Origin of the sequence: Colwellia sp., assembly GCF_013214175.1 — a bacterium.
GTDB lineage: Bacteria > Pseudomonadota > Gammaproteobacteria > Enterobacterales > Alteromonadaceae > Colwellia.
This window is the reverse complement of the sequence record NZ_JABSPA010000005.1, coordinates 42,638-56,376: the sequence shown is the minus strand read 5'-3', so window position 1 is coordinate 56,376 and position 13,739 is coordinate 42,638. Positions and strand designations below refer to the sequence as shown.

Below are 13,739 nucleotides of genomic sequence, written 5' to 3'. Positions count from 1 at the left end.
GATAGCAGACACAAAAAGGCCACTTAGTAACTCGTTACTAAGTGGCCTTTTTATTGAATATATTCGGCTTGTGCAGCGTGAATACTCGCTTAGCTAATATTCTTAGTCATAAAGGTGCTGTAAGGATCTTCTTGATAATCAGCAAAGGGCGGGCAAATTTCAAAGCCAAGTTGTCGATAGAGTTTTTTAGCGGGAAGGAATGCCTCCATGGTACCGGTTTCTAAACTGAGCTTTTGGTAACCACGACTACTTGCTTGGTCGATCATATGCTCCACTAGTAACTTAGCAACGCCCTGGCGTAAAAAGCTTTTAGCGGTGCGCATGGATTTTATTTCGCCCTGGCTGTTATCTAGCTCTTTTAAAGCACCGCAGCCGGCTAATTCATTATTTTTCCACACAGCCCAAAAGGTGATGTCTGCATGGGACAATGCTGCTAAATCCAAGGCATGCACACTTTCAGGCGGCGAATGGTGCAACATATCTTGATGATGTTCTTCTAACAAGGCTATGACTGCGGGATGAGTTAGTGCACCGATGCGTATATCCATGCTACTTTCGATTTTGCTTTTTAGTTTCTTTGAGTAGTGCTTGTTCAAATTCTTCAGGAAATAGCACTAAGCCTTGGTTATCTTGATTAGGGAAAACCACTAAAGCTAGTTCATCATCGGTTAGGCCCATGCTCCAACGACTGTACCATTTAGCCAAGGATATTTCCTGAGGCTTACATGCTTGCCACTCACCTGTTGCCCAACGCTGAGCAAACTCTTCATTAGGCCATACTGGTACACAATCTTCATCGTCAGTATTGAGCATCATACAGCCATGTTCATCAGCTAAAATCCAAATTCTTTTATTACTAACAACTTGCTGTAATAAATAGCTTAAACGCTTTTCATCATCATATTTTTCGATAGTGTTGAGTTGTTCAGTTGATATAGTCATGGGCAGGAATGGCTGTTTGGAATAATTGTTAATTATTTTATCGTGTTATCTATACACAAACAACAACAGCCTTTAACTGCTGGTTACTTATCACTATAACCGGTCATTTCGACAAAACCTTTGCCTTGATGACTACCACTAAAAGTCACCATACCTTCAAAGTACTCAATACCAAAGCGCATTATTTGTTGCTCATTAATTACTTGTACGCTTATATCTATATTTTCTTTAGCAATAACTAATGAAAATGATTGCGGATAGGGTGAGTCACTGCTGGAGTTATGGTTATCGTTGTTACTGATTAGGGAGATCTCGTTTGATGTTATGCTACGAATCTCGCCATTGCGTGCCATTATGCTGCCATAGAAGTAATCTTCGCTGTCTGAGCGAACACGAAAAACCATCAGAGCAGTGCTCTCATTTAAGCGCAGAGAAAACCAGTCCCAACCTTGTTGGTCTTGTCCTAACATTTGTGAAGCCCATTCGCGATCGAACCAAGCTTGACCAGTCACTTTTTGCCACTTACCTTGCCAATAGACCTTGCCTGTCACTTCAATAAAGGGCTGAGAATAATAATGGCTGGCGATATTTAAACTAGGGTGCTTAAGGCTAAAGCCCTTTTCGCCCTGCAGAAAATAGTCTTGTTTAGTTGAGAGCTTTAATTCTACCTGCCAATCATTTTTTGCTGCAGTCACCACTGCCGTTTTCTTTATTAAGGTATCTGCTTCACTCGGTATTGAACCCACAGCTGAGCCATAAACTAGGCGTGCTGGTAGTAAAGTAGATGTCGATTGCCATTGCCAGTCATCAATTGTGGCATTAAAGGGCTCAGTGGTTATGTTGACGTTGCCGAGCTCTTCGCGGCCATTTCTATAAGCTGTGTTATGGCTTTGTGCATCTGCTAAAGCGGCATGAGCAAAGTACCAGTGTTTATCGCCAACCGCACGGCGAAAGAGGGTCCATTGGCTCGATAATGACTGGCCATCTTCAGTTGTTAAAGTAGCGGTTAGATACCACCACTCTTGGCGATAAGCTTTTTGTGGTGCATGGGCGTGTGGAAAAATTATCTGATTATCTCGTGATGGACTAACATATTGTCCGTCAGCATCGGTAAGAAGTTTTAGCGGCTGGCGTTTTTTATCCGCATCTTCACTACAGCCAGTAATAAGTAGCGTACAGGCGAGCAAGATCAATAGCGGTGTTAGGCAATGTTTTAAATAATGTCTCAAGCAATGCCTTAAGCATAAATTTGTCATGACAAACTTGCCCTCACATTGATCTTATATAAGGGAATAGCTAATGCAGGTATTAATATGATGAGCCCAGTAAAGCTAGTGATGACAAATGGCGCGATATCTAATACTAACGGCATTGACCAGCCAAATGATGCGGGCAGCACTTTTGCTACCAAGGCTTTAGCCAGTACACCAGCTACCGGCCAACTCAGTAACAGCACACCAAAAGCTAACAATAACCACTGTATTAACATGTGACTAAACAGTTCCATACGGCTATAACCTAAGCTACTTAAGGTCTGTAAATCTGGTTTGCGTGCCAATTCTAAATTATTAGCGGATAAAAATAGGCCAAAGCAAGCAATAATCAGTAAAACAAAAGCAATGGCCTGAGTGAGTACAAAGGTTTGCTTAAAGATTGCTAGTGCCATAGCTTTGATTTGTTCAGGTATAAATATCTGCTGGTCATCAATACCTAGCTGTTCAGCTATCGCGGGTATAGTTAACTTGTTAATGCCATTAAAGTAGACACCAAAGCCACGTTCTCGCCAGCCTGAAAGAGGCACTTTTCTTGCTTTTAACGGTATTTTGACCGAGTAGCCTTGATTGCCATAGTCATAAAAAATAGCTGTTATGGTACAAGTGAGTGTTTGCGAGCCTTGTTTTATGGAGAATTGTTGCTCTAGAACTAAGCCTTTTTTCAACGATAGTTGCTCGTTGATATAACAAGTAAATTGCCCAGTAGGCTTTTGCTTAGATGACTTTGCTTTAAACAATAAACTGTTTTGTTGTTTTACTGATATAAGTGCGTGCACTGCCAGGGTATCATCACCGTATTTGGCGGTCGTCTGTTTGAAGACCACATATTCATCAATATTGTCTTGCTGTTTAAGCCAGTCCTCCACCTTGTTTTTTTGCTTGGGATTAAAACTGATAAAAATGTCAGAACTCAGTAGCTGATCTAAATAGGCGGTGAACGATTTTTCAAAACTGTTGACCATAAGCGCAGCGGAAATGCTGGCGGTGAGTGCTAGGTAAAATGCAGCTAAGGGTAAATAACGTCTACCCACCTGCTGGCGAGCGTCTTTAACAACAAACTTGAGCCGAAATGAGTGGGTAAAATAACTCATACCTTTCAGTAAGTAGCTCAGTAAATTAGGTAATAAAGCGACACTGGCAATTAACAGCAGGCCATATTTTATCATTAATTGATGCCAGGAATTTTGTGCATAAACATCCGGCCACAGCAGGAAAATAGTCAGCAAGGTTACACCGATTGCAGCACTTGCTTTATAGTTAAATGGCTGAGGAACATCGCGCGCTGTTAGTGCGATTTTTGCTGAGCTAATAACTCTAAATTGTTTTAACAATGCCAAAAAAACGGCGACGCCAGAAATGACAAATGCCCACAAGCTATATAACCAATGCCATTGAAAATGTCCGGTTTGTCTTAGCTGATAAAGCTGTTCTAAGGTAATACCTAATATCGGCAGCAATATTGAGACTAAAACAAAAGCGATGGCAATACCTATTATGCTGGCTAGCAAGGTTAAGGCAAAAGCTTCACACAGCATAACTTTTTGTATGCTGGTTAGCTCTACGCCGAGTAAGCGCAACTTTGCCGCTAACTCACCACGCTTTTGCCATGCTTGATTAGCGGCTTGAAAAGCGATAAATAAACTGACGATAAAACCTAAAATGGCCAGTGCCGATAAATTTAAATGCAAAGCATCGGCAAAACCTTCCCGCTCTTCTAGTGACCAGGCCTCTTGTATGGATAAATGTTCAGGTAAGGCTGTTGCCAGCCTGGCTTTTTCAGCATCGCCAATAGCGCCAGCCATTAAATGACTAAAGCCTTTAATATCAGGGAAAAGTTGCCAAGCAAGCGGTAAGTCAATTAAGGCAACTTTACCCCAATCATTGATTTGGTGGTAGTTAACCTTTAGTGACTGCCCATCAGCTAATGTAACTTGCTTCACTTTATTTATAGCTGTTGCTAAATCAAGGGTTGAATCTTCAGTTAATGCCTCAGTTAAAGTATTCGTTAAGCCAAGGGATTCTGCGTAGTCACTGCTTAGGTTAATGCGATCAGTAATAAAACTGTCTGGCATAGTCAATACCAGTGGCAGAATATCCATGGCTCTAAAGGTTATTTGTTTACCGGATGCGAGGGTCTTACCAAAAAGGTGAATTGGCGAAAGTTGATGAAAGCCTTGTGCTGTTAACTTGCTAAAGTCATCGATAGAAATATTGTCGCCTTCATCGGCAACAATATAAAAGCTCACTGGAGATTTTAACCGGCTATTGGCTTCTTGGTACTGTTGCTCACTGGCATGATTTAAGACCAGAATACAGAGTAAAGTGCTGGTGGCTATGGCCAAACTTAAAATAAAACCAAGGTTTAATAACGGCTTGTTTGTGTATTCAGCAAGGTGCGCTTTTAATACTAAGAAAAACTCGCTATTTCTTGCTGTGCTCGGATTTTTTTGCATCAACTTAACCGCTAACTAAGCTGATAGAAGAGTCTTGTAAACGGTAGATCTTATCCATACTCGCAGCCACATCAGCGCTATGAGTAACCATAAGTAGTGCCGTATTGTTAGATTTGGCCAGTTTGACTAACTGTTCTACTACCTGACTGCTATTCTTTTCATCTAAGTTACCCGTTGGTTCATCGGCAAGCAACAATTTTGGCCTACTGTTTAGTGCGCGGGCTATGGCTACTCGCTGCATTTCACCCCCTGATAAGGTTGCCGGATACTTTTTTAATAAACTGCTAATACCCAGTTGCTCTGCTAGGGCTAAACCATGCTGAGCATCATAACGACCTGCGAGTTTGGCGCTGAATTCAATATTATCTTGCACTGATAAGCTAGTCAGTAAGTTAAATTGTTGGAAAATAATACCGATATGTTGTTTGCGTAACTGACTAAGTTGTTTATCACTGGCTTGTGTTAATGAGGTACCTGCTACCGCAACTTTACCTTGCTGAATTGGCTCAAGACCGGCTATTAAATTGAGCAAGGTTGTTTTACCACTACCACTATCGCCCATTAATGCTACACATTCACCTGGAGCTACGGATAAGTTTAAATCGACTAGTAGATCGCGATGATTATCTCCATCGATGATCTGATGGTTGAGCGATTGGATAAATAAGGACAAAACAATTCCTTTTTGTATTGCGGGAGGCAGCTAGCTAATAGCATTACAGTGAACAATATAATGCAAATAGGTGAGAGTAAACAACAAGTAGTAACAGTTTTGTAACAAGTAAGCAGTTATCTATCGAGTATATATTTCCTCACTCAGGATAATTTAAAGACAAAACGCTATATAAGTCACTTTGCTTTTTACCTTGGATTAAATCATCTGTACTTTCAAAAAAGCGACTTAATCGCTCTAGCTTATGCTTTTATATTGTACTGATTTTGCCAGATACCTCTTGTGCTAATCATATTATGTTATTAATATCCCTAATAAATATCACTTCTTGGGTGCAATTACCCTAAACAGTACATATCCTTTAAGGCTACCAATATAATGGTTGCTGATTATTGTGAAAAATAGCGCTAGGGATGAAGTTGACTAAGGATTTTAAATGGCTGTAAAAGTCAACAATGCAGCAATGCAAATTTTTGTCATGATTGCTGGTATCTTACTATCTACGCTAAGTGGCTGGTTCCTTTATGATGCCGAAGAAAAAGCCATTATTAGTGAGTTCCAAAAAGATATTGATGAACGCGCTGCCTCGTTATCCCGAGAAATAGAAATCAACATTGAAGCTTTATATACAATAGCGACACTGTTTAGCCAAGACAACATTCCTGATTTTCATACATTTACCATTCAAGCAAGAAAAACCTTAAGTCGCCATAAAGATATCCAAGCATTGGAATGGGTGCCCCGTGTGCCCCATGCGCAGAGGCAAACTTTTGAGACAGCGTTAAGAAAGGACTTTGTAGATTTTGAATTCACTGAGCGTAAAGCACAAGGCCATATGGCTGTGGCGCAACAAAGGCCTGAATATTTTCCCGTTTATTATGTCGAGCCCTTAATAGGTAATGAAGCTGCTTTTGGTTTTGATTTGGCCTCAAGTGATACCAGACGAGAGACTTTAGAAAAGTCCCGCGATAGTGCTACGGCACGAGCGACTGCCAGTATCACCCTGGTGCAAGAAAATAACAGCAGTAAAGCTTTTTTAGCCTTTTTGCCGCTCTATAAAGGCCAGCCAAGCACCTTAGCTAAGCGCAAACAAAACCTACAGGGCTTTATTCTGGGGGTGTATCGTATTGCCGATATTTTTGCTAGTTCAACATTAAATGACGAATTGCTAGGTTTAGAAATCGATGTTGTTGATGATACCCAGCCGAATAATATTGATTTACTCCATAGCCATAGTTCATCAACAGGCTTTACCGTTGATAAAAACATTATCTATAAGAAAGCACTGCCTGAAATATTAGGACGTAAGTGGAGCTTAATTGGTTCACCTACACAAAGCTATATTTCGGTAAGACGAAGTGTCTTACCTTTATTTGTTGTTGGCGCCGGTATCATCTTTACCCTATTTATTACGGCTTATATTCGCAGTATTACCAAGCGAGCTAATTTGGTGCAACGCATTGTCATCGAAAAAACTAATGAACTGAACGAAGCCAATAAGCGCTTAAAAAAGCTCTCTAGGATTGATGGTTTGACCGGTATTGCCAATAGGCGTTTTATGGATGAATTTTTAGATAGGGAGTGGTTGCGAGCTATCAGACAAGAATCATCGGTGTCCTTTTTGTTAATCGATATTGATTTTTTCAAAGCCTACAATGATAACTATGGTCACTTAGCGGGTGATGAGTGTTTGAGAAAGGTTGGCGCTTGTCTTAAGCAGCAAGTCAATCGCGCTGTTGATATGGTTGCTAGGTATGGTGGTGAAGAGTTTGCATTTGTTTTACTTGATACTCATGACGTTAAATTGATTGCTGATCGTTGTCTAAAGTCGATTGAAGCGTTAAACATTAAACATGAGTTTTCCCAGGTTGAGGCGGTGATAACTATTAGTATTGGTTATTGTTCAATAGTGCCGCAAAAGGGCAGTGATCCCAGTAGTCTTATTGCTGCCGCGGATGAAGCATTATATAAGGCTAAAGAAAGAGGCAGGAATAACGCGCTTGTTAATTTAACTGCTAATTTACCGCAAGATTTTAGTATATAACTATTCTTTATTAAGCTAATTTACTTTATTTCAGGCAAAAAAAACCGATAGCAAAGGCTATCGGTGAGTTAGCTATGAGGAAAGCTAGAATATTCAATTATTACAACAAGCGTCCGTATAAGGGAACGACAAGAAGTATAGAGTAGAGACTCTATTTTCGCAAGTTAATTGTGTAACTTTATTTCACTATTGTTGTTTTATTACGTAATGTGCATACCGATAGATACCTGCTACTATGATTATTATTAATTAATGGTGAGAACACTTGCGTTAAATCAATAAAAAAAACAGTGGGGTATTTGGTGATTTAGCATGCATACAGTAAACTAGCGGCAATTATCGTTTCAATCTTGCTTTAAGTGAAAATACCATGTCATCTTCAGATCAACATTCGCAAAATAGTGACTCATCTACTAACGCCTCGGCACCATCAGATATCGACACTTCAGCCGATAACTCAACCGACAGTAAAAACACTACGCATTTTGGTTATAAAACTATAGAAAAAGACGATAAAATCTCTATGGTTGCTGGCGTTTTTCACTCAGTTGCCAAGCAATATGATGTGATGAATGATTTAATGTCATTTGGTATTCACCGTTTGTGGAAACGTTTTACTATTGATGCCAGTGGTGTACGCCCAGGTAATAAGGTGTTAGATCTAGCTGGTGGTACCGGTGATTTAACCGCTAAATTTTCTAAACTAGTGGGCCGTGAAGGTAAAGTCGTATTAGCTGATATTAACAGCTCAATGTTAAATGTTGGCCGTGATAAATTACGTGATAAAGGCTTAGTGCAAAATATTGAGTATGTACAAGCAAATGCTGAATATTTACCTTTTGAAGAGAATACTTTTGATATTGTCACCATTGCTTTCGGTTTACGTAATGTAACCGATAAAGATAAAGCTTTACGCTCTATTTATTCGGTATTAAAACCCGGTGGCCGTTTACTTGTTTTAGAATTTTCAAAGCCAGAACATGAGTTATTGAATAAAGCCTATGATTTTTACTCATTCAATATCCTACCTAAAATGGGTGAGTTGGTGGCAAAGGATGGTGAAAGCTACAAATACTTAGCTGAGTCAATTCGTATGCATCCGGATCAAGAAACCTTGAAAAGCATGATGGATAACGCCGGCTTTGAACAAACTAGTTTTAAAAACTTAACCGGTGGCGTAGTTGCCTTGCATAAAGGTTATAAGTTTTAACCATGCAAGCTTCGAACAACAAGGCATTAACCCCACTAAGCGCTCAAGCGAGTTCTAGCACTCCATTTGCTGAAGGCTTATTATTGCCACAAGTTGCCACAGCAACACTTGAATTGATTATTAATAAAGCCTTGGCTTTAAACAATAATAAAGCTATCTCTTTTGCCGCTTTAAACCAAAAAACGCTAACCCTTGCCTTAGCAGAACTTTCATTTGAATTATCTTTTACCGTCAATACGGGCTCTAGCCCAGCGATGGTGATGGTCAGATCGCAAGTTGATACCAGTGACTGTACGATAAAAACTAGTATAAAAACGCTGACAAAGTTAAAAGCTAATCAGTCGCTGACGCAATTAATCAAACAAGATGAATTGGATGTTAATGGTGATATCAAAATAGCACAACAATTTGCTAACATAGCTCAATCACTTGCCATAGACTGGCAATCTGAGCTCGCTAAGCACCTTGGTGATGTACCCACTCATAAATTATTACAGTTTGGTAATAAAATTACCAAATCAATATCAGCAACAGGCAAGCAAATAGAAGCTGATATTTGCGAATATCTAGTTCATGAGAAACGCTTAGTGGTAACCCTAGGTCAAGTAAGTGCGTTTAATGGGCAAACCACAGCAATTGCCAGCGAAGTTACCGCAATCTCTGCGCGTATCGATAAACTCTTTGCTAAGTTGGCTGCTAAATAATTCAGCTTAGTTGACGAACATTGCCAATTGAATATTACTAATAACGTATAGGAATTAATAATCACCGTGAGTAGCCAACGTCTATATCAAATCGTTAAAACCTTCTTGAACTTTGGTCTAGACAAAATGGTACCCCCAGGTCTGTTGCCTTGGTATGTCAAAGTTGGTAGAAACAGTTTGTTTTGGTTGAGAAACCAGCATAAAGATAAAACGCCAGAACAAAGATTTCGCTTAGCGATAGAAACGCTAGGGCCAGTTTTTATTAAGTTCGGTCAAATGCTATCAACAAGGCGTGATTTATTACCGCCCGAATTAGCCGATGAGCTCGCCTTGTTGCAAGACCAAGTAACCCCCTTTGATGGCGAACAAGCAAAGCAACTTATTATTGCTGCCATGGGCATTGAGGTTTTTGAACAACACTTTAAAGATTTTGACTCCACACCTTTAGCCTCAGCATCTATCGCCCAGGTTCATACCGCAACTTTAGTTTCAGGCGAACAAGAGCAAAATATCGTTATCAAGGTTTTGCGCCCTAATATCAGCGAAACAATTTTAGCGGACATTAAAGTTATGTCATTGTTTGCTGGCATCGTTGCGCGTTGGTTACCCGATGGTAAGCGCCTGCGTCCTAAAGAAGTGGTGGAAGAATATCGTAAAACCATTTTAGACGAATTAGACCTTAACCGTGAAGCGGCCAATGCTATTCAATTAAAACGTAATTTTGAGCAAGGTAGCGAGTACGATAAAGCGCTTTATGTGCCGGAAATTCACAGTGAGTATAGCTTTGAAAATGTCTTGGTGATGGAACGTATTTATGGCATTGGCGTTGGCGAAATAGATACCCTAAACGAGCAGGGTGTCAATATGAAGTTACTGGCTGAACGTGGTGTTGAAGTTTTTTTCACCCAAGTATTTCGCGATAGTTTCTTTCATGCCGATATGCATCCAGGTAATGTTTTTGTTAATGCCACTAACCCTGATGACCCCACTTGGATTGCTATAGATTGCGGTATTGTTGGTACCTTAAATCGAGAAGATAAACGTTATTTAGCAGAAAACTTTGTTGCCTTTTTTAATCGTGATTATCGAAAAGTTGCGCAATTGCACGTTGATTCTGGTTGGGTGCCAGCAAGTACTAGTGTTGATGAGTTTGAGTTTGCTATCCGTACAGTTTGTGAGCCTATTTTCAATAAGCCGTTATCGGAAATATCGTTTGGCCAAGTGCTGGTTAATTTATTTAATACCGCCCGCCGTTTTAATATGGAAGTACAGCCGCAACTGGTCTTGCTGCAAAAAACCTTATTGTATATCGAAGGTTTAGGTCGTCAGCTCTATCCGCAGTTAGATTTATGGCAAACGGCAAAACCATTTTTAGAAAACTGGGTGAAAGAGCAGATGGGCTTTAAAGCTGTCTTTGGAAAAATTAAGGCTAACTTACCGTTTTGGAATGAAAAGCTGCCTGAAATGCCCGATTTAGTGTATGACTATTTGAAAACTAGTCGTGAAAACCAGCATCAACAAACTCTATTGATGCAAGCTATGTTGGCGCAACAAAGTAGACAAAACCAAAAACTGGCTTATAGCGTGATTGTTGCCGGTATTATTATCGCCTCAGCCATACTGCTCAACTAGTAAGCCTTTTCTAGCAAAGTTTGTCTTTTTAAACTGATGATCTATCTTTAGTTGTTACTCATTTAAATTTTGACAGTAACTATGGATAGTCATCAAGCTCAAGCCAGTTCTAATGATCGCAGTATCTTATTAATAGATGATCAGCGTATATTCCTTAAGGCAATTTCAAAAGTTTTAGGTGAATGGGGTTATCAAGTCACTGGCTGTACTTCACCAATAGAAGCCTTAGCGTTACTAAAAGAAAACGCTTATTCTTTGGTGTTGTGCGACTTATATATGGATAGCTTTAGCGGTTATAAATTACTGTATAGATTTTTGCAGGAAAAACCAGCGCAAGTGTGTTGCTTAATGACCAGTGCAGAAAATGATGAGCCTTTACTAAGGAAAACCTTAGCTTTAGCTAATGTCAAAGCTTTACTGAGAAAACCTATTTCCTACCAAGAGTTAAAAAAAATACTTACCGATATGCGAAGGGTCACAGTAGCTAGCTAATCCTGCTTTGTTTATTCGATTGTGCAACATGCTCTATGCTTTGCGCACCTTTTTTATAGCTAAAATCCGTCAATTTACATAATCGCAGGCTTATTTTTTAGCTTCTTTGGCTTTAGCCAGCTGAGCACGTAACCTGCCGTACCTTGTTTATTGGATTGTTCAACGTGCTCTCGGTCTTTTTCTTTGACGCACCTTTCTTACTAGTTAAAAGCCGCCAATTTAAATCATCTGCGGGCTTATTTTTTAGCTTCTTTAGCTTTAGCCAGCTGGGCACGTAAACCTGCCATACCTTGTTTATTGGATTGTTCGACGTGCTCGACAGTTTTCTTCTTCGACGCACCAAGCTCCCAATTTAAATCATCTTGTGGCAGCTCATGTAAAAATCGACTCGCTTCAGTGCGAGAGAGCTCACCAAACTGTCTGCGCTCTCGTGCGTAAGTAAATATTAACTCACGCTTAGCGCGAGTAATACCAACATAAGCAAGGCGACGTTCTTCTTCAACACTGCCTTCATCAATACTGGCTTGATGAGGTAATAAACCTTCTTCCATACCAATAAGAAATACATAAGGGAACTCTAGGCCTTTAGAAGCATGCAGAGTCATTAATTGCACTTGGTCGTTACTCTCTTCCTCTTCATTTCGCTCCATCATATCGCGCAAGGTTAAACGGGTGACAATTTCTGGCAAGGTCATAGGTTCTTGGTCATCACTGCCTTCGAGCATCTGGGTAACCCAGCTAAAAAGCTCAGTAACATTCTTCATGCGCATCTCGGCAGCTTTTGCACTGGGCGATGTATCGTAGAGGAAGTCTTCGTAATTGATTTCACGAATCATTGATCGTAATACTGCGGCAGTATCACCTCGCTCAGCTTGATCGCTAATATTAACTACCCATCGAGTAAAGGCTTGCATCTTCAATAAGCTACGACCAGTTAAGGTTTGCTCTAAACCGAGCTCAAAACTGGCAGCAAACATACTAATTTGACGCATATTTGCGTAAGTGCCGACTTTTTCTAACGTAGCAGGGCCTAACTCACGCTTAGGCACATTAACAATACGTAAAAAAGCATTATCATCATCAGGGTTAACCAATACTCGTAGGTAAGCCATGATGTCTTTGATTTCAGCGCGAGAGAAAAATGAAGTACCGCCACTTATTTTATAAGGGATACGGTTTTGCATCAGCGCTTTTTCAAGTAAACGTGATTGGTGGTTACCACGATAAAGTACCGCGTAATCTTTATATTGGCTGCGATTCATAAAGCGATGACCAATCAGCTCTCCAATAACACGTTCAATTTCATTTTCTTCATTTTTTGCTTGGATAACTCTTAGTTCAACGCCGTAGGGAAGGTCACTAAATAAGGCCTTATCATAGATGTGTGGGTTATTGGCAATGAGCACGTTAGCACATTTTAATATCCTGCCACTGGAGCGGTAATTTTGCTCTAACTTGATCAACTTTAAGTTTGGATAATCCTTACCTAGTTGTACTAAATTTTCCGGTTTGGCACCACGCCAAGAATAAATGGACTGATCGTCATCACCTACAACCGTTAAGCGTGCTCGCTCACCGGCAAGTTGTTTGACTAATTCATATTGACTGGCGTTGGTATCTTGATATTCATCGACCAATAAATAGCGAATTTTATTTTGCCAACGTGCTAATACTTCGGGGTAATTTTTCAGTAACAGTGTCGGGATAAGGATCAGATCATCAAAATCTAAAGCATTATAAGCTTTCATGTGTTTATGATAACGCTGATAAAATTCAGCACATTCAACGCTGTCAGCATCATTGGCAGATTTTATCGCGTCATCAGGCAAGAACAAATCATTTTTCCAATTTGAAATCTTACTCTGTAGTTTACTGAGTAAATCTTTATCACCATCGAGTTCATCTATGGTTAATTCTTTCAGTAAGGCTAAGGAGTCTTGATCATCAAATAAGGTAAAGCCAGGTTTATAACCTAGGATTTTTATTTCCCGGCGAACAATATCAAGACCAAGTGAGTGGAAAGTAGAAACCGTTAAACCACGGGTTAAGTCTTTGCCCAACATTTTTTGGATACGTTCTTTCATTTCACGTGCCGCTTTATTGGTAAAGGTTACCGCGGCAATATTACGGGCTTTGTAATCACATTTTTGAATTAAGTAAGCAATTTTTTGACAAATAACCCCGGTTTTACCTGAGCCAGCGCCTGCCAATACTAGGCATGGGCCGCTAACATATTTTACTGCTTCATTTTGTCCGGGATTAAGTTTCATTACGCTTTTGCTTCACTATTGGAAATAAACTGTCGAACCAATGAT

At 40.0% G+C, this 13,739-nt stretch carries 11 protein-coding genes; 5 read left to right on the top strand and 6 right to left on the bottom strand.

Features of this window, described 5'->3' with window-relative positions; all coding sequences use genetic code 11:
• Window positions 1-89: 89 nt before the first annotated feature.
• From HRT55_RS13125 to HRT55_RS13105, 5 genes are all read right to left on the bottom strand, one after another.
• A complete protein-coding gene (locus tag HRT55_RS13125) occupies window positions 90-548 on the bottom strand; it encodes a GNAT family N-acetyltransferase (protein WP_291621949.1) in 459 nt (152 codons plus the stop codon).
• 1 nt (window position 549) lies between these two features.
• Complete coding sequence (locus tag HRT55_RS13120; protein WP_291621947.1) at window positions 550-942, bottom strand: DUF2750 domain-containing protein; 393 nt, start codon at window positions 940-942, stop codon at window positions 550-552.
• 83 nt (window positions 943-1,025) lie between these two features.
• Entirely contained in the window at window positions 1,026-2,171 is a 1,146-nt protein-coding gene (locus tag HRT55_RS13115) for a lipocalin-like domain-containing protein (RefSeq protein ID WP_291621946.1), read from the bottom strand.
• A gap of 23 nt (window positions 2,172-2,194) precedes the next feature.
• Window positions 2,195-4,669, bottom strand: a complete 2,475-nt coding sequence (locus HRT55_RS13110; protein WP_291621944.1) for an FtsX-like permease family protein — start codon at window positions 4,667-4,669, stop codon at window positions 2,195-2,197.
• Between the two features lie 4 nt (window positions 4,670-4,673).
• Complete coding sequence (locus HRT55_RS13105) at window positions 4,674-5,342, bottom strand: ABC transporter ATP-binding protein (RefSeq protein ID WP_291621942.1); 669 nt, start codon at window positions 5,340-5,342, stop codon at window positions 4,674-4,676.
• A 436-nt stretch (window positions 5,343-5,778) separates the two neighbouring features.
• On the opposite strand from HRT55_RS13105, the gene HRT55_RS13100 reads away from it, so the two are divergent.
• From HRT55_RS13100 to HRT55_RS13080, 5 genes are all read left to right on the top strand, one after another.
• The gene (locus tag HRT55_RS13100) at window positions 5,779-7,386 is read left to right on the top strand and encodes a diguanylate cyclase (RefSeq protein WP_291621940.1); all 1,608 of its coding nucleotides are present in this window, start codon (window positions 5,779-5,781) and stop codon (window positions 7,384-7,386) included.
• 370 nt (window positions 7,387-7,756) lie between these two features.
• A complete protein-coding gene (ubiE, locus tag HRT55_RS13095) occupies window positions 7,757-8,596 on the top strand; it encodes a bifunctional demethylmenaquinone methyltransferase/2-methoxy-6-polyprenyl-1,4-benzoquinol methylase UbiE (protein WP_291621938.1) in 840 nt (279 codons plus the stop codon).
• A gap of 2 nt (window positions 8,597-8,598) precedes the next feature.
• A complete protein-coding gene (locus tag HRT55_RS13090) occupies window positions 8,599-9,300 on the top strand; it encodes an SCP2 sterol-binding domain-containing protein (protein WP_291621936.1) in 702 nt (233 codons plus the stop codon).
• Window positions 9,301-9,366: 66 nt separating this feature from the next.
• Entirely contained in the window at window positions 9,367-10,932 is a 1,566-nt protein-coding gene (gene ubiB / locus HRT55_RS13085) for a ubiquinone biosynthesis regulatory protein kinase UbiB (protein WP_291621934.1), read from the top strand.
• Window positions 10,933-11,013: 81 nt separating this feature from the next.
• Window positions 11,014-11,424 (top strand): response regulator, encoded by a 411-nt coding sequence (locus tag HRT55_RS13080; RefSeq protein ID WP_291621932.1) that lies wholly within the window; start codon window positions 11,014-11,016, stop codon window positions 11,422-11,424.
• 236 nt (window positions 11,425-11,660) lie between these two features.
• Here HRT55_RS13080 and rep read toward each other — a convergent pair whose 3' ends face one another.
• Entirely contained in the window at window positions 11,661-13,694 is a 2,034-nt protein-coding gene (rep, locus tag HRT55_RS13075) for a DNA helicase Rep (protein WP_291621930.1), read from the bottom strand.
• Between the last annotated feature and the right edge of the window lie 45 nt (window positions 13,695-13,739).